Raw genomic sequence first — 21483 nt, forward strand, 5'->3', positions numbered from 1 at the left:
AGTGAAAAACCACTGGATTAGGTTAACTTATCAAGACTTATTTGCAAAGGAAAGAGTGCTTAAAGCACTCTTTCTTTGTGTACATGTAAATGATGATATGAACATAGCTAACGTTCTCCGTTACTTTGATAAAATCGCAGTGCGGTAGGTTATGAAATGATCCTGGTTGTATAATATTAAATGATAAATTAAGGCTATCTATCTAATTTAAAGATAAAGGAAAGGAACCACTATGACTTCTTCCTATTCATCACTATTCGAATCCTTCCAGCTGAAATCAGGGGTTGAATTGAAAAACCGCTTCGTCATGGCACCTATGACGAATTGCTCTTCGAACGAAGACGGCACGGTATCGAGTGCGGAACTTGCTTACTACGCTCGGCGTTGCCAAGGCGTTAGTATGGTGATTACGGCAAACACTTATGTGACTCCCAATGGAAAAGGTTTCCCCGGTCAATTCTCCGGAGACAGCGACGCGATGATTCCAAGCTTACGTTCGCTTGCTCAAACGATACAGGCGCAAGGGGCTAAAGCGGTGCTGCAAATTTGCCACAATGGCCGGCACTGCCCGCCATCGTTAGTGCCAAATGGCGACATCGTTAGCGCGAGTGAAGTCGCAAGCAACCAAGATCAAGTAGGAGGCGCATCACCTCGTGCCCTGACTGAAATCGAGGTGGAGGAGATCATTAGCGCTTTCGGCGAAACGACGCGTCGCGCGATAGAAGCGGGCTGCGACGGCGTTGAGATTCATGGCGCTAATGGCTACCTGATTCAGCAGTTCTTTTCACCCCATACGAACCTTCGCAACGACAAATGGGGCGGCAGCCTGGAAAAAAGGATGGCGTTCCCGCTGGCCATTGTAGATGAAGTAAAGCGTGTTGTTGTCGCCCACGCCAGAGAGCCGTTCATCGTCGGCTATCGCTTCTCGCCGGAAGAAGATACGACACCAGGCATCACGATGGTGGAGACATTCGCTCTTGTCGATGCGTTAGCTGACAAGGACCTCGATTACTTACACATATCACTCAATGACTTCCGTTCTTTGCCTCGCAGAGGCGCAGATGAATCCCGCACTCGCGTCGAGTGGATTCAAGAGCGCATTAACGGCAGAGTACCTCTGATTGGTGTCGGCTCTATTCGTACGGCAGATGATGCTCGGGATGCGCTGCAGCTAGGTCTGCCTTTAATCGCAATCGGCCGTGAGTTGATTATCGATCCAGATTGGGTGCAAAAGGTCAAGGAAAATCGACTTTCCGAAATTTCTACGGTTATTTCGAAACAGGATCAAGCTAAGCTTGTTATTCCCGATCCCTTATGGAATTTAATTAGGAACAGAACGGGCTGGTTCCCAGTCGCTGAGGAAACAGCAAGCAAGTGATGAATGAGCAACGCATCGGATCGAACAAGACAAATGAAAAAGAAGTAAATAATAACGTTGGATACGTTATTACCTACTTCAAATTATAGTACACTTAAGTTGGCGCCCTGATCGGGGTCATCGCTAGTTCAAACTATACGGGCTGTGGGTATTCACAGCATAATTATCATGGCCGTATAAGTGTTAACACACACTTATACGGTTTTTTAGTATTTCCTCAATTAGCCACATATACAGTAAAATTCAATTTAAAAGCTGAATGTAAGAGTTCTATTGCAATTCCTGCAATAGAACTCTTAAGCTTACAAACCTTTATTTCAATAGGGTCGCATAATCCATCTGCGGCACGAGCCCTGCCTCGGCAGCCCGCTGGAGCAAGGTTAAGACGGCGCCATAGCCGCTATCACCAAGATTTGCGGTGAACTCGTTTACGTACAGGTCGATATGCGCCTGCGCAACCTGCGGGTCCATTTCCTGCGCGTGCTGCATGACGTAGTCGCGCGATGCTTCCGGATGCGCCCACGCGTATTCGACTGAGGCGCGGGCCCAGCCCGCAAGCGCCTCCAGATCAAGGGAGCGCCGCGCAATGATGGCGCCCAGCGGGATCGGCAGGTTGGTGTCTGACTCCCACCAACTGCCCAGATCTGTGAGAAGCGCTAACCCGTACGACGGGTAAGTGAAGCGCGCTTCATGAATGACGAGGCCGGCATCGATGAGGCCGTCCCGCACGGCGGGCATGATCTCGTGAAACGGCATGACCACGATTTCGCCAACACCGCCGGGGACGTTCTGTTCCGCCCAGAGGCGGAACAGTAAATACGCGGTCGAGCGCTCGCTCGGCACAGCGACCCGGCGGCCGCTCAGCATGGCCGGGTCTGGGGCTGTTCCCGCTGGACCGCTGATCTTCGTCAGCACCAGCGGTCCGCAGCCTCTGCCCAAGGCGCCGCCGCAGGGCAGCAGGGCGTAATCCTGCAGCACCCAAGGCAGTGCTGCGTAAGAGATCTTGAGCACATCGGGGCCGCTGCCTTCGGCAGCCAGCCGGTTCGTAATGTCGATGTCGGCGTATAAGAGATCCAGTTCGGGGGCGCCCGGGATTAATCCATGCGCCCAAGCATGGAAAACAAACGTATCGTTTGGACAAGGTGAGTAAGCAATCTTCATATTAAAGCACCTCCGCTAAGACTGAACTTGCTGCTTCTAAAGCTTTCAAGGCATCACCGATGCGCCAGGCATCACGGTCACGAGGACCAACCGCGTTGGAGATCGCGCGGATCTCCAGCACAGGCACACCGCGCAGATGAGCGGCTGTTGCTATGCCGAAGCCTTCCATGGCTTCGGCTGCGGCTCCAGGCACACGCGCAGCTAGCGCTGCTGCAGTAGCTGCCGTCCCTGTGGCCGTCGCTACCGTGAGCACCGGCGCCGTTTGCGCGGGCAAACCGGCGGCGAGCAGCGCCGCCAGCACTCGCTCAGCTGCATCAGCGGCGACGCTAACTCGCGTCGAGCCGAAGCCCAGCTCGTCCAAGCTGCTGAAGCCTTCGAGCAGCTCCACGCCAAGGTCAGCGGCAATGATCTCGCTCGCTACAACCAGCGAGCCTATCTCCGCTTGCCCTACAAATCCGCCAGCAATGCCGGCGATAACAACGAAATCATATTCAGCTTTAGCAAGCTCCATCGCTCCGTTAACTGCAGCGGCTGCAAGCCCCACACCAGCCAAAGCGAATTCAAACCTGCTGTCATGGCCAAGACCCCGCTGGACAGCATCCCTTTCAGGCGCTACAGCTGTCATTACAAGTACACGCATTGTTGTGCCTATCCCCTTTATGATAAATAACCATCAGATATATTGATAATTTTATTTTACATGACCAAGATCAAATAGGAAACTTTCGAGAACAATCAAACTCTTCCTTCGATTAAATCGAGTTGACATTGCGATCTAATTTAATTATCATCTAATTAGATAATGATCTAATCGAAAACTAGTTCGGAGGTGCTAACGCCATGCAATTAGATAAAATCATCACCTATCACAAGGCTCTCGCAGACGCGACGCGTATTCGAATGCTTATCCTGCTAGCTGAAGGAGAGCTGAACGGTCAAGTTCTTGCCGAAAAACTGGGTGTAACTCCAGCTACCATCACCCATCACGCCTCCAAGCTTCGCGAAGCCAGCCTGATCCATGAACGCAGAGATAAGAACACGATTTATTTCGCTTTGAATGACTATTTCCTTCGCAGCAATGCCAGCGCGACAGCCGATCTCATTTATAAAAATAAGAAAGGAGGTTCTGTGCCCATGAAGGATGAAGACGCAAATCTCAACCTCAAGCAATCTGTTATTCGAAACTTTTTCACCTTAGATGGCAAACTCAAGCATGTCCCTGCACAGCTCAAGAAAAAACTAATTGTCCTGGAACATCTCGTAAAGCAATTTGAAAAAGGACATACCTACACAGAGAAAGAACTGAATACACGGATTAAGAACTATCATCCCGATTTTGCAACGATTCGCCGAGAATTTATTATGCACCAGTTCATGTTTCGCGAGAACGAGGTTTATGAAATTAATCCACCGGAAATGTGGGCCAAATGGGAAACTTTATCTTAAGCCATAAAAATTCACATGCAAAAAGGACGGTTCTCCATCGTTTTCACGATCTAAGAACTCGTCCTTTCTGTTCGCTACTTATCCTTTTAAAAGAAACGAATTACCATCCTCATCCTTGAATGTGGCGAATGTTCCCCCTTGCATAACCTGTAGTTCCCCTTCGAATTCAACACCTTTGGACTTCATGTTCTCATAGGTCCCTTGAATCATAGCATTAACATTCGTTATTCGTCTTGTAAAAATACGACATTCTTCGATTACTTCCTTTGCTCAAAGGCACGCAGTATCCACTTTTTGTATTCAGCCGGTGTTATTCCTGGCCAAGTTAAACCTGGACACTGTATTCAACTGTTTAGCGGACATGCCGATTAGCTCCGAGCATATGCGTTCGAACTGCCGCTGTGAGTACCCGCTTTCTGCCACGCTGCTTGGGACATCCTGTTCCATAGGACTGCGATAAAGCTTGGACAAAATATCAATTATGGCATCTTGTTTGAACTCCGGTTGAAATTTGGCATGTAAAAATGCTGTAAGAACGCCGATCCCCTCATCTAAACCCGCTTCGGCCAGCACTTGTTCCAACTGAGCGATCTCAGCTTCCGGAAATAATTCGTCTAAAGGAACAAACTTATCTTTTAATACACGGTTATCTATATTCTTGAATGCCTGCAGTATGGCTTCTCTACTCATTTCATCCCGCCCCCAAATATGATATAATTAGTTGTAAGAGTTTACATTATAAACAGGCAGGTGAACGCTTGCGATGAGAACCATCTTCCATCCTGCTAGGAGCGATCTTGAATTATCAGCCATCTTACACGCTTTAAGTGATGAGATCAGACTTCGTGTAATTAAGAAACTTCATGATCAGGGTGAGCTGTTCTGCAGCGCCATTGAAATTGAAATCCCCAAATCCACTCTCTCCCATCACTTTAAGGTGTTGCGTGAGTCAGGGTTGGTCCATACACGCATTGAAGGCACTACACGCTATATATCCCTTCGCCGAGAAGATTTGCAAGCCAGGTTTCCTGGGCTGTTAGATACCATTTTATCTTTAGTTAACGCCTAAGAGCTCCCTTTCACTATGATTCAGCATGGTGATGGGGAGTTTTTTTGTTGGTTCCCCGATAGGAATCTGCTTATTATTAAGGAGCTAGTGGACACGTTACCTAATTTAAATATCCGAAATTGGACATTCATCCATACGCCCTCTAGATAAATGACATATAGTAATGTTGTGAAGGGAGGGATTGACATGAGTTATGGTTGCGGACCTGCAGTACCTTACACTGGCACATCTGTAGTTCTCGTTCTATACATCCTCTTGGTTATCGTTCTTAGTACTTTCGGATTTGGGTGGTAATGGTAGACAAAGCGGCTGGGACGATGATTTCCGTTCCGGCCGCTTACTTTTTTGAGGCCTTTTACGCTATAATTAAATCTTAATGAGTTACATGTATTCTACTACCTATTCAGGATGGAGACGAGGAATTGTGGCTAATCCCATTTTGACCATTGTGGTCCCTTGTTATAACGAAGAAGAAGTACTCCCAGAAACGATATTCCAGCTTAGCAGCGTACTGGATGCCCTCATCGAAGATAAACTAGTTGCAAGTTCAAGCACTATACTCTTTGTTGACGATGGCAGCAAGGATGCAACTTGGGCGCTCATCGAACGCTTCCATGCCTCCAATTCTTTCATCACAGGACTTAAACTGGCGAAAAATGCCGGTCACCAAAGCGCCTTGCTTGCTGGACTAATGAAAGCCAAATCCTATTCAGATTGTGTTGTTTCCATTGATGCAGATCTACAGGATGACACGAACGCCATTCGCGAGTTTATCGTCAAATTCCACGAAGGCTGCGATATCGTATATGGCGTCCGACAAGATCGCTCCGCAGATACGTTTTTCAAGCGGGCTACAGCCCAAGGCTTTTATAAGCTGATGACTTCGCTTGGTGTGAAAATTCATTACAACCATGCGGACTTCCGATTAATGAGTAAACGCGCGCTCGAAAATTTAGAGAAATTTCAAGAGGTCAATTTATTTCTTCGCGGCATGGTGCCTCTACTCGGCTTCCCATCCACCCAGGTCTATTATGACCGTAAAGAACGGTTTGCCGGAGAATCCAAATATCCGCTGCGCAAAATGCTCGCATTCGCCTTCGATGGCATCACTTCCTTCAGTGTGACACCCATCCGATTCGTAACATTAATGGGCTTCCTGCTGTTCTTACTAAGTGTCTTTGCCGGGTTGTACGCAATCGCAGGCAAAATATTAGGGGCCAATGTCACTGGTTGGACATCGCTTATTTTATCGGTCTGGTTCATTGGAGGGGTTCAGCTTCTGGCACTCGGTTTAATTGGCGAATACATAGGAAAAATATATAAAGAAGTGAAGCAGCGTCCGCTTTACGTCATTGAGAAAGATTTAACAGCAACCGAACTGAATCCGGCAAAAGATCAAGAAACTGTTAAGGTTCCCTCCATCCAAGCAGCCTCTGTTCGGCGATAATTCTATGAATCGAATAAGAGCATTGTTGTCTAGCAGCTTCGCACGCTTCTTACTTGTCGGTTTGTTCAATACGTTGGTTGGTCTTTCTGCCAGCTTCGCTCTCTTTAATCTGCTGCGCCTTAATTACTGGATATCGACGTTCGCGGGAAATACCATTGGTGCTATTGTCAGCTTCACGTTGAATCGTACGTTTACGTTTCGCTCGAACGTCAGTATCGGCAGCAGTTGGTGGAAATTTGCTGTTGTTATTTTGAGCTGTTATGGCCTGTCGTATAGCATAAGTTGGCTGCTTGCTCTGGCAGTAGAGTCGATAATGCCTAATGTGCGTACAGATTGGCTGCATAATGGAGCCATATTGGTTGGAAATGGCTTGTATACGATTGGAAATTTCTTGGGACACAAATATTTTACATTCCGGACTAATGCTACAAATAACCGCTGGGCATCCTAAGCATCAAGAGGTGATGCCTAATGGCACGAAGAAGAAGCAACCGAGCAATCGTTCCTGGATCGGAACACGGTTTGGGACTGCTCAAGGCGCAGGTCATGAAAAATCAAGGGTTTAATGTCAATCTGGAACGACCCGATCTGGTGAAATATGAAGTAGCCCGAACCCTCGGCGTTCCGCTGCAGCAAGGCTACAACGGGCAGCTAAAATCGGAAGACGCAGGGAGGGTTGGCGGTCCAATCGGTGGGGCTATGGTAAGGGAGCTCGTCCGCATGGCGCAGCAGCAACTCGCTAATCAGCGACCGCCGCAGCGATAAGGTTATCGACCGACTGCCATAATCCGCCGCGGGTGTACATAAACTAGTAGCAAGCTGTTCGCAGCGCTACTTTCTATGTAGAAGTCAGGTGATGATGGTCGATGAATCCCCCAGGCAACCGATCGTCGAAGCCCGATTGGAAAGGGCTGTCGGCACAAGCCGGCGACGTGCTGGGCCCCGAATTCTGGCAGGACATTGCCAGTATCATCCCGCTTACCGGGCCAAGGATTGATATGTATGAGACACCGCAGGAGCTTGTTGTTGTGGCTGAAGTTCCCGGCTTGTCTTCTCCCGAACAGATTCAGCTTTCTTTCCGAGAGCAATCGCTTCTTATGCGGGGAATGCTCGTTCGACCCTACCAAGTACTTGATGAGCAGATGCGGCTGTCCGAGCGTTTCTTTGGTGCATTTGAGAGAGTTATTCGCTTACCCGGTAAAGCTAGGACCGAGCAGATGCGGGCACAGTATCATAACGGTTTGCTCATCATCCGAATCCCGCTTGCTCCTCCCGATGGGGAGAAAGTTATTCCTATTCAATTCACGTAACGTTCGACCGACTAGGCTGATCGGTGACTCTGTCACCTGCTCGCCTATGTATCCAAGGTCGGACGTTATTTGTTTTGGAAAAAAGAAATGAATCTCCGTTTGTCCCCATATAAATAAAAGGAGATCGTTTCGGAAATGCGGATATGGAGGGGATTATAGTGGTGCGCATTCAATTTCAATCTATTCATATCGATGGAATCACGGAGACATCTAGTGTGAATAAGGGTACAAATCGGATCATCGGAAGGCGTCATTCCATGAAGGTCAATCAGGGGCTCGGAGAAATACATGGCGAGCACAATGTCATTATGGGCGGAAAGCATGTTGTCCAAGATGGCGATACCTTTGATTTTAAACCATTTACACGAAAGAGCTGAGATCAACCATGTGGTTTCAAAAAAAAAAATCGCCGCCGCCCAAACCGCAGCCAACTACAGCTACAACTATAACTACTGCTCCAACTGCTGCTCCAACCCCAAACCAAGCTAGATCCGAAGCAGTCACTCCTCTAACTACTCAGCAATTAGAACGGCGTCTACGCAAATTAGAGGAGGAATTGGCGAATCTGACAGCCAAGCATCCACAGATTCATATAGATGCACTGCATATCCATCAACCCGTCTTAGAAAACTTAACCTTTCGATTGGATCACCTTGATATCAATGAGCTCAGTGGCTCCTTAAATTTGGGCAATAATTTTGGAGCCAAGCCGAACGAGAAAAAAGGCCCCATTGATGAGGCCCTTAAACGTGTTCATGTATCAAAAGAAAATAAGGCCGATCCTCGTTCAGCAGCCGATGGAGGAGAAGCTGCGCCAGTAGATCCTACCATTCCCAATCCAGAGCGAACCTCGACCGGCTACCGATTTACACCACAATCCAAACCGTAAAGAGGTGATTCACGAGTGTCATCCTTCATGTCACCAACGTTCATCATCGGTTCGATCCGTATTGGATCGGTAGAAAGCGCATCCTGCATCAATATGGGCAACAATTGGCCTACTGATTTCCAGAGCAATCAGAAAACCGTACAAGGTTTTGGCGCTGTTAATGGCGACAACAATCAATTAGTCGGAACTCGCTCCATGCTGAACGACTCCGATTTCCTTGATATGCTGAATGTGGGCGATAACGAAACGCCCGATTGGCTTCAGGAGATGATTACTGCGCAGGCCCAAACGTCCGGCTACACCCCAGCCCCTGCCAATCCTCCAGTAGAACAAACGACGAATGCTCCGCAGACATCTGACTAAAGCAGCTGCGGAGCAAGCTTTTACACACGGCCAATAATCAAATCTCCTTTGGTGTAAGGGGCATCGATGATATCATTATCGTAAACCGTGTTGATATTATTAAGCACACAATTGTTATCACCTCTCACTTCACCAAGGCCGCTATTCCCTTTGCCGCTTGTTGACCAATACACTTGTGTATTCGTACCAATAAAAATGCCAGATGCATCGGCTATCGCATTAACATGGATGGAATCAAATTGAATGAGCGGCGGATCCAACTGGTAAGGGAACTTCTGCATGGCCTTCACCTACCATTCAATTATACTTGATTAGTGACTGCCGGTTTAAAGTCCTGATCATTAATCGGTGCATCGATAAAGTCGTTGTCATAAATAAAATTCACAATATTGGAGGATACGGAATTCCCAATAAATTCACCTGTTCCGTAATTGTTTTTGCTGTGCGAATCCCAGCTGGATTGCGCATTCTCACCGATCCCGATGGTCGAATTCGTATTCAGATTATTAATATTGATCATGTTAAAAACGATGGAACTCGGCATGCTGCTCACTCCTGTCCAAGGATAGCTTCCAGCTCCTTCTGCCCCACTAGCAGGGCTTTTGCCGAAAACTTGTATGTTAGCCTATTCATCTAGCAGCGGATTGGTGCCAAAATCGTGAAATGTTTCCAATACCATGCAAAAAGGACCCTTTCCCAGTCGGGAAAGAGTCCTCCTTCTTTTAGAATCCTCAGAACCAAAGTCCTGGACCGAAGCCACCAAAACCACCATAAGGATAACCAAAGCCACCGCCATATCCGTACCCACCATAGCCACCATAGCCACCATATGCATAAGGTGCTGTTCCAATCGCTAACAAATCAAACAATACCAATGGAATAATAGCTTTTACTTGAACTTTTTTGCCTTTTTGTGGAGCTACAATTAATGTGTTTCCGCTGATCCGCACCAATTTGCCAGCTACGCTTGTTCCGTCTTTCTTAAGAGCTACAATATTTTTTCCGACCAACTTTTGAACGTCTTCTTTACGTATTTTGGATGTCATGAACGTCCACCTCCTTCAGCCACCGAGATACATTGCTCTACAGTGTACGGCTGTGTAGGTAACATCGCTTGGATAGCTGTCCACTCTCCCGTAAAAATAGTCGGTTGTCCATACGCGGTTGCCAAGGCATTCTTAATCCGTATTAAACAAAAAAAAGCCGCATTTCCAGCCCATAAGGCCAGAAAAACGGCAATTTTATTCAAATAAGTGCTTATGCTTTACGAATCTTGCCTAGCTCTGTAGTAATAGCATCAATCTCGCTAATGCTGAATCTATCTTTACTGGCGACCATATCATACAAATCTTTCAGATCTTCGTAAACCTCTTGCTTCACGTTTGAGGCCTTGATCGATCCACCTGTAGCCATGCGCAGCTTTTTCTTAATTTCTTCAAACATAAATTCCACGTTCTCTTCCGACCATATATTCAAATCCATCGCTTTATGTTCATCCTTCCCTGCTTCTCTTTTCATTATTTTATAGCACATGCAGGTTAATGTAAAATATAAGCTTGTCTCTAACAAAAAAAGGAAGGAAGACTTAACGTCTTACTTCCTTGATTCATTTTATATAACAATAGCTTTAGGGAGATTCGGGCTGACCATTTTAACAAGCGGACGCTGCTGCTCATAGGAATCAAAATCCAAGCTGACACAAATAAGACGGATATGCTCTTCAGCCAGTTTCCGCACATCCTCATAGGTTTGTTTAAACTGAATGCAGTACGAAATTAGACCATGTAAGGACATAAACAAATTCCATGGAAGCGTGTACTTCCTGCTCTCGGATCCCGGCTGATCGGCAATCACCTGTCTGATGACAATAGCGAACATTTCTAAGCACTGTGCTTGCTCGGTACGGGAATAGTGCTGCAGCTCTGGCTCGTTAATCATAAACATCATTTCGTAGTGATTCGGATTACTTACACCAAACCAGACAAACTCCAGCATTAACTTTTGGAGCAGATTCACGCTAAACCCATGTTCACGAACAATCATTTCACGCTGACGCTGCAGCAGCAAGGAGAAATCTTCCTTAATTAATGCATAAAACAGTTCAGCTTTCTCATTAAAATGGTAATATAACGCACCATGGCTGTACCCCATTGCTTTTGCGATGCTGCGCATCGTTAAAGCGCGATAGCCGAAAGAAGCGAATAATTCCCGCGCCTCGGCAAGTATCCGTTCTCTGCTAAGCTCTTGAGCGACTGCTTTCCTAGCCATTCCTATCCCTCCCCATCATAGCTTCTATGAAATTACTTGTGCCCGTGTGCTTCGAGCCTGCCTATTCCGGCAGACTCTTATGTACCATGTATTCGTTCTCACCAGCAATAATTACGCTTTGACCTTGTGTGACGTCTGTTGCCCAGTTGATAAATGCTTCCGCTGCCGCTGCCAAAGGATAACAAGCTACAGTTACTTTATCCGTAAACTGAATGTCCCCTAGGAGCATTCCCTGATTTCTCAGCTCGTTTTCAATTTTGCCATACCACGTATAGTCAACCTCAATTAGCACTTTTTGATGATTGACTTTATAAATCGGTTGGCCTGCTTCAATACCTACCACGGCTCCATCCGTATAGGCACGAATGAGTCCGCCCGCACCAAGCATGATGCCGCCAAAATAACGGGTAACGACTACAGCTATATTCTTAAGCCCTTGATGCTTAATCACTTCCAGAATCGGCTTCCCTGCTGTACCGCTCGGTTCCCCATCATCAGATTGCTTCTGAATCTGATCCCTATCTCCGATGACATAGGCACTGCAGTTATGTGTTGCCGATCTATGTTCCTTCTTGATTGCTTCAATAAATTGGGTCGCTTCTTCTTCTGACTCTACCGGTTTGGCATGACCAATGAAACGCGACTTCTTGATGATGATTTCCGACGATCCATACGATTGGATAGTTTTGAAATGTGCTAGCATAGCCGACCTTTCTTGGTAAAAGGAAAAATCTGTTTCATTATATTTTACACACATCCTTTGACTACGACAATATAGCAAGAAAATTTACCACACAAATAATGGGATTTATTCATAAGAAAAACGACCTATCCGATTGGATTGATCGTTTTTGGTTCTTGCCTACTTAAAATTACTGCTGTAAGCGTGCTTCGAGCTCCGCTTTTTCTTTCTCATAGCCCGGTTTGCCTAAAAGCGCAAACATGTTCTTTTTATAAGCTTCCACACCTGGTTGGTCAAAAGGATTCACACCCATCAGGTAACCGCTGATACCACATGCTTTTTCGAAGAAATACACCATATATCCGAAGGAGTAAGGTGTCATATCCGGCAGCGTTACAATCAGGTTCGGCACATTTCCGTCCGTGTGTGCAAGCATGGTGCCTTGGAACGCCTTCTTGTTCACGAAATCCATCGTTTTACCGCTTAGGAAGTTGAGGCCATCCAAATCATCGGGATCCGTACCGATTGTAATATGATCAACCACTTGATCAACCTGAATGACCGTTTCAAACAGAATCCGGTTGCCGTCTTGAACAAACTGGCCCATTGAGTGAAGATCTGTCGAGAAGTCAACGGATGCTGGATAAATACCTTTGTAATCTTTCCCTTCGCTTTCCCCGAACAATTGCTTCCACCACTCCGAAACGAAATGCAAGGAAGGCTCGTAATTGACGAGAATTTCGATCGTTTTCCCTTTACGGTAAAGTGCGTTACGAACAGCTGCGTATTGATAGCTTTGATTCTCGCTTAGCTTCGGATTAGAGAATTCATGCTGCGCATCCGCCGCGCCTTTCATAATGGCTTCCACATCAATGCCGGCTGTTGCGATTGGCAGCAAGCCTACAGCTGTTAGTACGGAATAACGCCCACCCACATCATCTGGAATGACAAAAGTTTCGTATCCTTCGGCTGTTGCGAGTGTTTTCAGAGCACCCTTCGCTTGATCCGTTGTTGCATAGATACGTTTACGCGCGGCATCCTTACCGTATTTCTTCTCCAAAAGTTCACGGAAGATACGGAAAGCAATCGCTGGCTCTGTTGTCGTACCGGACTTCGAGATCACGTTCACGGAGAAATCTTTACCTTCAAGCAGTTGAAGTAAATGCGTAACATAGGTAGAGCTGATATTATTTCCTACGAAATAAATCTCAGGCGTCTTCCGTTTATCTTTTGGCAAAATATTATAGAAAGAATGTGACAACATCTCCATCGCCGCACGCGCACCCAGATAGGAACCACCAATGCCGATAACGACAAGCGCCTCGGAGTCGGACTGAATTTGTTTAGCGGAAGCCTGAATGCGAGCAAATTCCTCGCGATTATAATTCTCAGGAAGATCGACCCAACCTAAATAATCTGAACCCGCACCCGTTTTGTTATGCAGCTGTTCATGCGCTAGCTCCACTTGAGCCGACAAATAATCGACCTCATGCTGGGATAAAAAAGACAATGCTTTACTGTAATCAAAGTGTAGTTTCTTACTCATTATGTTCGCCTCCATCTCTAATTTTTTCCTTATCCTAGCATACTTATTTGCCTGTCCAAAAGCAAGTAAGCGATCCTATATTGAATGATATTCAACGATGAACGATCGCGTAAGCGGAGAGACTTTGGTCTCCGACCAAAGATCCCTATAAAGTAATTCACAGGCAATAATTCCCATGATAAAATGATCCTAGAGGTGAATGATCATGAAACGTATCGGCTTTATCGGACTTGGCACAATGGGTAAACCCATGGCTGCTAACCTTATTCAAAAAGGTTTTATGGTAACTGTATATAATCGGACTGCTGAAAAAGCAGACGAGCTGGTCCGACTTGGTGCAGAAGCGGCCTTGACCCCTGCGGAGGTAGCTCGCAGTTCGGATGTGCTGATCACGATGCTAAGCAATGATGCTGCACTGCTGGAAACGTTCTACAGTGAGCAAGGCATTCTGAGCGGCATTCATCCAGCTCTCACGGTTATTGACTCCAGTACCGTTTCCCCGCAAACAAGTCAAAAGCTGGCTGAGGAGCTCGCGGCGCATTTCGTCGACTTCCTCGACGCGCCTGTCAGTGGCACTGTAACTGCTGCTGAAGCAGGCACGCTTACTTTCATGGTTGGCGGCAGCAAAGAAGTGTTCGACGAGCATCAACATTTGTTCCTCGAACTAGGCAGCAAAGCACTTTACCTCGGACCTAGCGGCTCCGGTTCTTATGCCAAGCTTGCCAATAACACAATGGTGGGCATTAATCTGGTCGGCCTAGCCGAAGGCTTAACGATCGCAACCAAAGCAGGCATTAACCCTGCTCAATTCCTAGAAATCGTTCGCTCCGGTGGAGCAAACAGCAAGCAAGTCGAGCTGAAAGGCGATAAGATTCTCGATCGCGATTTCAGCAATCAATTCTCGCTGAAGCTGATGCTGAAGGACCTGTTGCTTGCACAGGAGCTCACCAGCAAGCTGCAATTGCCGACGCCACTGCTTCAAACGGCTACGGGCTTGTTCCAGATGGGCCTTAGCAAAGGCCTCGGTGATGAAGATCTGAGCTCCGTCATTCAGTGCTATGAAGATTGGATGGGTCAGCAGGTTGTAAGACCTAGCGAGCCTGTCATCGTTAAAGAGAAACCGGCATCGCCGCTCTCTGGCCGTGAACGCCGCCGGAACACACGTGTGAAGCTGGACATCAGCTTGAAGCTGTCCATTTACCAATGGGAGCAGGAAGGCTCCTTCTCCGGCCAAAACATCGACGGCACCCTCTTCGACTTGTCGGAGAGCGGACTGCAGATCACATCAGCCGCCCCGCTTGCGCCGGACATGTTCATCGTCATCCACTTCCCGCAGGAAGCGGAGCTTCCGCCAATCACAGCTCGCGTGATTCGTATCGAGACCGATGGCCGCAACTTCCGCTATGGCTGCATGCTATCCGGTCTGCCGCCTTACGTGCGGATCAAGCTGGAACAGTATGTCGCGGATCATATTGAGTATGCTTTGTAGTGATTCTCAAGAGGCGGACAAGCTGTCACTAAGGCTAATTATTCCTAATGAACAATGAAATTAACCAATTGAACTATAACGCATGAAGCACATGCCGTCTTTCCCTTTCGGGAGAGGCGGTATTATTTTTTTGAGGGGGTTAGCAAATTGGGTTTTCTACAGGAACATGAAGCTTTTGTAAGATTACATGAGGAGAAACGAACAGGAGAGCGATTGCGAAGATTGCAAGAAGGACACGGCTACGCGGAGAAATTATTTCTACAGCAAGTGTGGTGGCCCACCATAGGACATTTTCATCAGCTGCACCCCGAATACGAGGTGAAAGACTATCAGGACGGAACACGGTTTATCGATTTCGCTTATCTTCGCCTGCCATACCGGATAGGCATTGAAATTGATGGTTACGGGCCTCATGCCAGAGATATCGATAGAACCCGCTTTGGCGACAATCTAATGCGGCAAAATCAGCTGGTCTTGGATGGATGGAAAGTGTTTCGCTTTTCTTACGATGATATCACGCAAAAGCAGCGGCGCTGCCAGCAAATGATCTTGCATCTCATGGGACGTTGGTATGGCGAATATGCACAACCCATCTCACTTACCCACCGGGAAAAAGAAATCGTGCGACTGGCCGCGATGTCGGTGGAGCCGCTAAAGCCAAGAATAGTGGCCGGTCACCTGGGTATCCGGCCAGAAAATGCTCGCATCTGGCTGCAGCGCCTTCATGCAAAAGGGATTCTTCGACCTGCCAGCGGCGATTTGCGAATACGTTCCTACCTTCTCGACTCAACTGGAGAGCGCTTTATGTTATAAGTTACTATTCTAAGTCTGATAGACCTCTCGCCCACCACTTTGAGCGTATAAGAGCCTCTAACAGCTTCTATTCCCCCAGAAAACTGCGAAAGCGGAGAAATAAGAGTTCCTAGGGACTCTTATTTGCTATAAAATAGGGTATGCGTCGATCCGATGAGTGAATAAGAGCCCCTAGCATCTTCTATCTCCTGCAGAAAGCTGCGAAAGCGGTGAATAAGAGTCAATAGGGACTCTTATTTGTTGATGATCCGAGTGCGGGCGGCTCGAATGAAAATTAACGTGCTCATACCAAAAAGCCCCCTTCTCCACACCGGATTACTTTCTGGTGGAAGAACGGGAGCTTTTATGCGAAACCAATTATTTTTTACTCGTTGATATATGAACAAATATAATCGCTAACTGTCTTCACTTCGAGCTTGAATTTTGCGTTGGCTGGAACGGTGAACTCGCCTTGGCCGTTGATGGTAATCCAATCGCTGCTGCCTGGTAGCAAAACGTTCAGCTCACCAGCTTGGATTTCCATGAGTTCTTTCACATCTGTTCCGAATTCGTATTCACCTGGAAGCAGAATGCCGAGTGTTTTTTTGGTGCCATCGGCGAATTGTACCGTGCGGCTTGTTACTTTACCGTCGAAATAAACGTTGGCCTTCTTTAATACCGTTACATTTTCAAAGCTGGACATGATAAATAATTCCCCCTCTAGAATGAATTAGAATAAGGCCTTGCCCACACGGGGGTGGGCTTGAACTACTGTAAAATAACACGAAGCGCACACAAGGTGCGCCGCGTTAATGCCTTTATAGTCAGGCACACATCAAGTGCGCCCTGGCAATTTAATTAAGACAATAGAGCTTTTACTCTAGCTACTACATTTTCAGGTGAGAAGCCGTATTCTTTGAGGACCAGATCGCCAGGGGCGGATGCTCCGAATGTGGAGATACCGAGGATGGAGCCTTGGTCGCCTACATAACGCTCCCAACCAAGTGGGTAAGCCATCTCAACTGCAAGACGCTTCTTCACGTCTGGCAGAATGACGGAATCTTTATATTCTTTGGACTGTTTCTCGAACAGCTCTAAGCTCGGTAAGCTAACGACACGTACGTTAATGCCTTCGGCTTGAAGAAGTTTTTGCGCCGCGACAGCCAGCTGTACTTCAGAACCAGTCGCAAGAATTTGTGCATCTGGCTTGCCGTTAGCTGCATCGGATACAACATATCCGCCTTTGCTTAGGTTGGCTTTCGCACCTTCGACAGCTCCTTCGAGAATCGGCAGATTTTGGCGAGTCAATACGAGGGCAACCGGTCCTTTTGCTTGAGAGATTGCGTAGCGCCATGCTTCTGAAGTTTCATTCCCGTCAGCCGGACGAATAACGGTGATGCCCGGAATCACGCGAAGCGCTGGCAATTGTTCAACTGGCTCATGCGTCGGTCCATCTTCACCAACAGCGATACTGTCATGTGTCAGGACGTAGATAACCGGAAGCTGCATAAGAGCTGCTAGACGAATGGATGCCCGCAAGTAGTCGGAGAATACGAAGAATGTAGCTCCGTATATTTTAACACCACCATGCAAAGCCATACCGTTCATAGCTGTACCCATACCGAATTCACGAACACCAAACCATAAATTACGGCCCGCATAGTTCCTTGCGCTGAAATTGGATTCACCTTTGATCATGGTATTATTAGAGCTCGCAAGATCCGCGGAACCGCCGATCAACTGCGGCAATTTAGGTGCAATAGCATTAATTGCATTACCGGAAGCTACACGAGTAGCCATTGGCTTGTCTGATGTGCTGTAAACCGGAAGATCTGCATCCCAGCCCGCTGGTAATTCATTGTTCACAGCCGCGCTGAACTGGTTACCCAATTCCGGATAAGCCTTGATGTATTCATTCAAGAGTTTGCTCCAAGCTTGTTCTGCTGCAGCGCCTTCTTTTTGAATTTCTGCATAGTGAGCTCTTACTTCATCCGGAACTAAAAAGTCCGGCTCTTCCGGCCAGCCATAGGCTTGCTTCGTCAATTTCACTTCATCGCCGCCGAGCGGGGAGCCGTGTGGTCCAACGTGGCCGCCCTTGCCGCCTTTGTTCGGGCTGCCAAAACCGATTGTCGTTTTCACTTCAATTAGGGTTGGACGTGTTGTGTCAGCTTTTGCATCAGCAATCGCTTTGGAAATCGCAGCAAGATCATTCTGCTCTTCTACGCGAATAACTTGCCAGCCGTAAGCTTCGAAACGCTTCTGAACATTCTCGGAAAATGCCATATTCAACTCGCCGTCCAGCGAGATATCATTTGAATCGTACAGCATGATTAATTTGCCTAATTTAAGGTGAGCAGCCAAGGATACTGCTTCCGACGAAACGCCTTCCATCATATCGCCATCGCCACAGATTGCATATGTATAGTGATCGATTACAGGGAAGTTTTCTTTATTATAAGTCTCTCTCAAATGAGCCTCAGCCATGGCCATACCAACCGCCATACCAATCCCTTGTCCAAGTGGACCTGTCGTTGCATCAACACCAGCTGTATGACCGTATTCCGGATGTCCTGGCGTTTTGCTTCCCCATTGGCGGAATTTTTTGATCTCTTCCATCGGCAGATCATATCCGCACAAGTGAAGCAGACTGTAAAGCAGCATGGACCCGTGGCCTGCAGAAAGAACAAAGCGGTCGCGATTGATCCATTTCGGATTAGACGGGTTGTGCTTCATATGCTGTTTCCACAGCACATAAGCCATTGGGGCAGCCCCCATTACCATACCCGGGTGACCTGATTTGGCTTTCTCAACGGCATCGATACCCAAAGTACGAATCGTATCTACCGCTAATTGTTCGATTGTTTTGTTTGTTGCTGTCATTCGAAATTCCCTCCTATTTTTCTGTATTTTCGTCAGTCCGACTTGTACATACAAGTGAATTTTCTAGCTTGCATTATTGTACCATTTGCTTTAAGGCTTTGCCACAATAACCCACTAAAACATCATTTTTTCTACTAGCCCTGACTATATATATAGTAACCAATGGGACAGGAAGTGGGGGCATGGCAAAAGGTTGGACAGAAAAGGAAATTATTCATTTACTAAATCGAGCTGCTTTCGGAGCAAGTGACCTCGAGATCGCGGCTAGCTTGTCTTTTGGAAAAGAAGAAACTGTCCATCGATTGGTGAATGGGCTGCCTCTAACCACTGAACCTAAAAAGCTGGCTCCGATAGAACAAGTTCAAGCAGATGGTCAAACTCTAAAACCTGACCAACTTATTGATCAACAAGTCTACTGGCTATATCGAATGATTCAAAGTAACACCCCTTTAATTGAAAAAATGACCCTCTTTTGGCATAGTCACTTCGCTACCTCATTTGCCAAGGTTAATAGTGTACCCCTGATGGTTCGTCAAAATGAACTTTTTCGCAGCAAGGCTCTCGGATCTTTTCGTGAATTGCTGCTTGCTATAGGAACAGACCCTGCCATGATGATATGGCTCGATGTAGGCGATAACCAAAAAGACAGTCCAAATGAGAATTATGCTCGTGAAGTGATGGAGTTGTTCACACTGGGTAGAGGCCATTATTCAGAACAGGATGTGAAAGAAGCAGCAAAATCCTTTACAGGCTGGCGATATGATGAGGAAAAAGACCAATCCATCTTCGACCCTAATCTGCATGATAATAGCATGAAACTTGTACTCGGAGAACAGGGCAACATGAATGATGAGGATGTGTTGGAAGTTTTTCTGGAGCAGCCGATCTTATACGATTTCGTGACGTTAAAGCTGCTGCAAGCTTTCGCTTTCCACAACCCATCCAAATCGTGGAGGGCGAGAATCGCGTCTCGCTTTGCTCAATCTTTGCAAATCAAAGATGCACTTGATGAGCTTTTCCTATCCGATGAATTCTATGATGAAACCTGCTATATGTCCCTGATCAAATCGCCTGTGGACTATGTTGTCAGCTTGGCCCGCGCACTCTCTTTACCTTTATCCAGAAATATGGCAGATGCCTTGAAACATATGGGGCAAGAACTTTTCGTGCCGCCCAATGTAGCCGGTTGGCAAGGGGGCGAATCTTGGTTGATAACGAGCTATCTCCTCGCCCGATTCCAGTATGCGGAAATAGTGTCCAACCAAGTCGCCAGTGATTGGTTCCTTTTGAATGCTTTGAAATCTACCGCCAAAGTTCCTATGGATGAACGATTGCGTACCTGGAGCAAAAAACTTCGAATCGAGCAATTAACTAATGCCACAATTAATGGGCTTACCGCCTATTCGCAAGATAGTCTCGTGCTTACGGACTCTGTTAAACGTCAATTGCTGCAGATGCTGATGCTCTGTCCAGAAACTCAGGTGAAATAAGGGAAGGGGCTTGTCCGCCATAATGAAGCTAACCAGAAGAGATTTTCTGAAAAAGAGCACTGCATTGATTGCCACACTAAGCTTTGGCGGGACTATGCTAGCCACCGAAAAAGGCCGAGCACTCCTATCTGGACATGCCGAATTTAAGCATCGCGTCAAATCTCCAGTGCTTGTTGTTGTTCAGCTTTCAGGGGGGAATGATGGAATCAACACCGTCATCCCTTATGCTGCTGGGGCCTACTATGACACCCGACCTACGCTCGGCTATAAACAGAACGAAGTACTAGCACTGAATAATGAGCTGGGGCTTCATCCTAGCCTGTCGCATATGCAGCAATTTTACCGCGATGGGAATCTCGCAATTATTCAAGGCGTCGGCTATCCGAAGCCTGACCGCTCACATTTCCGTTCTATGGATATTTGGCAAACCGCCAAGCCTGAGGAGCTATCAGATAGTGGATGGCTCGCCCGTTATATCCTTACATCCATGCCCAAACATCCCCTTCCCGCTATTCAAATTGGGGGACTTATTCAGAAAGCCTTCAACGCTCCGCGTATCAACATTCCTGCCATAGAATCGCTAGAACAGTTCTATGCCTTTACCTCTAAGACATCTGCAAACGATAAGGAGCGAATGACGCTGGAACTGAAGAAGATCTATCAAAATCAGCCTAAACAAGAGATGCTCCGTGTCTCAGCAAAGTACGCCTCGGCTGCTTTTCAAAGTGTGGAGAGCATTCACTCTTTGCTAAGCTCCTACAAGAGCCAATTGACCTACCCGCAAAGCGGCTTCGCCAGCGATTTACAGTTAGTCGCTAAACTGATTGCCGCCAAAGCGGGAACTCGCATCTATTACACCGATATGGGCGGGTTCGACGATCATGCCAATGAAAGGAAGCAGCACGCCAATAAATTGAAGCAGTTGGACGAAGGGCTGTATGCTTTTTACTCCGATTTAAAGGATCAGGGGCTGCATCACGATGTGGTGACCCTAGTATTTTCGGAGTTCGGTCGTCGCCTGAAAGAAAACGGCAGTGGCGGAACTGATCACGGAACTGCTGCACCTGTGCTGGTGCTCGGAGGACAGGTTAAAGGTGGTTTGTTTGGGGCATATCCAAGCTTAACAAATCTGGATTACGGGGATTTGAAATATGAAGTTGATTTTCGATCCGTTTATTACACCCTAATAGAGGGTTGGCTGCGTGGCGATGCAAAAACTGTGCTAGGTGGTAAGTTTGAGAAGTTGGGTTTTGTGTAAAAAAGGCTGCATCCC

Annotated in this window: 27 protein-coding genes and 1 pseudogene; 14 read left to right on the forward strand and 14 right to left on the reverse strand. The window is 47.0% G+C overall.

Annotation, left to right across the window (positions count from 1 at the left end; all coding sequences use genetic code 11):
• The first annotated feature begins 232 nt into the window (after positions 1–232).
• Positions 233–1378 carry an NADH-dependent flavin oxidoreductase gene (locus BLT91_RS06870; RefSeq protein ID WP_090818534.1) on the forward strand — a complete coding sequence of 382 codons (1146 nt, stop codon included), beginning with the start codon at positions 233–235 and terminating at the stop codon, positions 1376–1378.
• Positions 1379–1690: 312 nt separating this feature from the next.
• Here the strand turns inward: BLT91_RS06870 and BLT91_RS06875 are convergent, their stop codons facing one another.
• A complete protein-coding gene (locus BLT91_RS06875; RefSeq protein WP_090818538.1) occupies positions 1691–2539 on the reverse strand; it encodes a 1,4-dihydroxy-6-naphtoate synthase in 849 nt (282 codons plus the stop codon).
• Between the two features lies 1 nt (position 2540).
• Entirely contained in the window at positions 2541–3179 is a 639-nt protein-coding gene (locus BLT91_RS06880; RefSeq protein WP_090818541.1) for a futalosine hydrolase, read from the reverse strand.
• Positions 3180–3379: 200 nt separating this feature from the next.
• On the opposite strand from BLT91_RS06880, the gene BLT91_RS06885 reads away from it, so the two are divergent.
• Positions 3380–3985, forward strand: a complete 606-nt coding sequence (locus BLT91_RS06885) for a DUF2087 domain-containing protein (RefSeq protein WP_090818544.1) — start codon at positions 3380–3382, stop codon at positions 3983–3985.
• A 78-nt stretch (positions 3986–4063) separates the two neighbouring features.
• Here the strand turns inward: BLT91_RS06885 and BLT91_RS32665 are convergent.
• Positions 4064–4192: pseudogene (locus BLT91_RS32665) on the reverse strand (VOC family protein); the annotation flags it as partial.
• A 93-nt stretch (positions 4193–4285) separates the two neighbouring features.
• On the reverse strand, positions 4286–4675 hold the full coding sequence (locus BLT91_RS06895) for a hypothetical protein (protein ID WP_090818546.1): 390 nt from the start codon (positions 4673–4675) through the stop codon (positions 4286–4288).
• Between the two features lie 73 nt (positions 4676–4748).
• Between BLT91_RS06895 and BLT91_RS06900 the strand changes: the two genes are divergently transcribed.
• The 8 genes from BLT91_RS06900 (at position 4749) to BLT91_RS06935 (ending at position 9063) form a co-directional block, all read left to right on the forward strand.
• Entirely contained in the window at positions 4749–5054 is a 306-nt protein-coding gene (locus tag BLT91_RS06900) for an ArsR/SmtB family transcription factor (protein WP_090818549.1), read from the forward strand.
• Between the two features lie 424 nt (positions 5055–5478).
• On the forward strand, positions 5479–6501 hold the full coding sequence (locus BLT91_RS06905; protein ID WP_254776814.1) for a glycosyltransferase family 2 protein: 1023 nt from the start codon (positions 5479–5481) through the stop codon (positions 6499–6501).
• A gap of 4 nt (positions 6502–6505) precedes the next feature.
• The gene (locus BLT91_RS06910; protein ID WP_254776815.1) at positions 6506–6952 is read left to right on the forward strand and encodes a GtrA family protein; all 447 of its coding nucleotides are present in this window, start codon (positions 6506–6508) and stop codon (positions 6950–6952) included.
• A gap of 20 nt (positions 6953–6972) precedes the next feature.
• Positions 6973–7266 (forward strand): alpha/beta-type small acid-soluble spore protein, encoded by a 294-nt coding sequence (locus tag BLT91_RS06915; RefSeq protein WP_090818557.1) that lies wholly within the window; start codon positions 6973–6975, stop codon positions 7264–7266.
• 101 nt (positions 7267–7367) lie between these two features.
• Positions 7368–7811 carry an Hsp20/alpha crystallin family protein gene (locus BLT91_RS06920; protein WP_090818559.1) on the forward strand — a complete coding sequence of 148 codons (444 nt, stop codon included), beginning with the start codon at positions 7368–7370 and terminating at the stop codon, positions 7809–7811.
• A gap of 158 nt (positions 7812–7969) precedes the next feature.
• Positions 7970–8188 carry a hypothetical protein gene (locus BLT91_RS06925; protein WP_090818562.1) on the forward strand — a complete coding sequence of 73 codons (219 nt, stop codon included), beginning with the start codon at positions 7970–7972 and terminating at the stop codon, positions 8186–8188.
• A gap of 8 nt (positions 8189–8196) precedes the next feature.
• Positions 8197–8700, forward strand: a complete 504-nt coding sequence (locus BLT91_RS06930; RefSeq protein ID WP_141224943.1) for a hypothetical protein — start codon at positions 8197–8199, stop codon at positions 8698–8700.
• A 27-nt stretch (positions 8701–8727) separates the two neighbouring features.
• The gene (locus BLT91_RS06935; RefSeq protein ID WP_141224944.1) at positions 8728–9063 is read left to right on the forward strand and encodes a hypothetical protein; all 336 of its coding nucleotides are present in this window, start codon (positions 8728–8730) and stop codon (positions 9061–9063) included.
• Between the two features lie 20 nt (positions 9064–9083).
• On the opposite strand, the gene BLT91_RS06940 is transcribed toward BLT91_RS06935, so the two are convergent.
• The 8 genes from BLT91_RS06940 to BLT91_RS06970 all read right to left on the reverse strand — a co-directional run bounded on the left by BLT91_RS06940 (position 9084) and on the right by BLT91_RS06970 (position 13559).
• Positions 9084–9344: a hypothetical protein gene (locus tag BLT91_RS06940; RefSeq protein WP_090818568.1), complete on the reverse strand. Its 261-nt coding sequence runs from the start codon at positions 9342–9344 to the stop codon at positions 9084–9086.
• Positions 9345–9364: 20 nt separating this feature from the next.
• Positions 9365–9607, reverse strand: coding sequence for a spore germination protein (locus tag BLT91_RS06945; protein ID WP_090818571.1), 243 nt, complete (start codon positions 9605–9607; stop codon positions 9365–9367).
• A gap of 187 nt (positions 9608–9794) precedes the next feature.
• The gene (locus BLT91_RS06950) at positions 9795–10109 is read right to left on the reverse strand and encodes a 50S ribosomal protein L33 (protein WP_090818574.1); all 315 of its coding nucleotides are present in this window, start codon (positions 10107–10109) and stop codon (positions 9795–9797) included.
• A complete protein-coding gene (locus BLT91_RS31345) occupies positions 10106–10312 on the reverse strand; it encodes a hypothetical protein (protein ID WP_175532127.1) in 207 nt (68 codons plus the stop codon). Before BLT91_RS31345 ends, BLT91_RS06950 begins: the two co-directional genes overlap by 4 nt.
• A gap of 8 nt (positions 10313–10320) precedes the next feature.
• A complete protein-coding gene (locus BLT91_RS06955) occupies positions 10321–10545 on the reverse strand; it encodes a DUF1128 domain-containing protein (protein WP_090819816.1) in 225 nt (74 codons plus the stop codon).
• A gap of 129 nt (positions 10546–10674) precedes the next feature.
• Entirely contained in the window at positions 10675–11331 is a 657-nt protein-coding gene (locus BLT91_RS06960) for a TetR/AcrR family transcriptional regulator (RefSeq protein WP_090818577.1), read from the reverse strand.
• Positions 11332–11392: 61 nt separating this feature from the next.
• On the reverse strand, positions 11393–12034 hold the full coding sequence (locus BLT91_RS06965; protein ID WP_090818580.1) for a YigZ family protein: 642 nt from the start codon (positions 12032–12034) through the stop codon (positions 11393–11395).
• Between the two features lie 169 nt (positions 12035–12203).
• Positions 12204–13559, reverse strand: a complete 1356-nt coding sequence (locus tag BLT91_RS06970; protein ID WP_090818583.1) for a glucose-6-phosphate isomerase — start codon at positions 13557–13559, stop codon at positions 12204–12206.
• 205 nt (positions 13560–13764) lie between these two features.
• On the opposite strand from BLT91_RS06970, the gene BLT91_RS06975 reads away from it, so the two are divergent.
• Both BLT91_RS06975 and BLT91_RS06980 read left to right on the forward strand, forming a co-directional pair.
• Entirely contained in the window at positions 13765–15048 is a 1284-nt protein-coding gene (locus tag BLT91_RS06975; protein WP_090818589.1) for an NAD(P)-binding domain-containing protein, read from the forward strand.
• Positions 15049–15195: 147 nt separating this feature from the next.
• Positions 15196–15861, forward strand: a complete 666-nt coding sequence (locus BLT91_RS06980; protein WP_090818592.1) for a hypothetical protein — start codon at positions 15196–15198, stop codon at positions 15859–15861.
• Positions 15862–16225: 364 nt separating this feature from the next.
• Here BLT91_RS06980 and BLT91_RS06985 read toward each other — a convergent pair whose 3' ends face one another.
• Both BLT91_RS06985 and tkt read right to left on the reverse strand, forming a co-directional pair.
• On the reverse strand, positions 16226–16543 hold the full coding sequence (locus BLT91_RS06985; protein WP_090818595.1) for a pyrimidine/purine nucleoside phosphorylase: 318 nt from the start codon (positions 16541–16543) through the stop codon (positions 16226–16228).
• 155 nt (positions 16544–16698) lie between these two features.
• Complete coding sequence (tkt, locus tag BLT91_RS06990; RefSeq protein WP_090818598.1) at positions 16699–18720, reverse strand: transketolase; 2022 nt, start codon at positions 18718–18720, stop codon at positions 16699–16701.
• 182 nt (positions 18721–18902) lie between these two features.
• On the opposite strand from tkt, the gene BLT91_RS06995 reads away from it, so the two are divergent.
• Positions 18903–20210 carry a DUF1800 domain-containing protein gene (locus BLT91_RS06995; protein WP_090818601.1) on the forward strand — a complete coding sequence of 436 codons (1308 nt, stop codon included), beginning with the start codon at positions 18903–18905 and terminating at the stop codon, positions 20208–20210.
• A 22-nt stretch (positions 20211–20232) separates the two neighbouring features.
• Complete coding sequence (locus BLT91_RS07000; protein ID WP_090818604.1) at positions 20233–21468, forward strand: DUF1501 domain-containing protein; 1236 nt, start codon at positions 20233–20235, stop codon at positions 21466–21468.
• Positions 21469–21483: the final 15 nt, after the last annotated feature.

Origin of the sequence: Paenibacillus sp. yr247, assembly GCF_900103825.1 — a bacterium.
Lineage (GTDB): Bacteria > Bacillota > Bacilli > Paenibacillales > NBRC-103111 > Paenibacillus_E.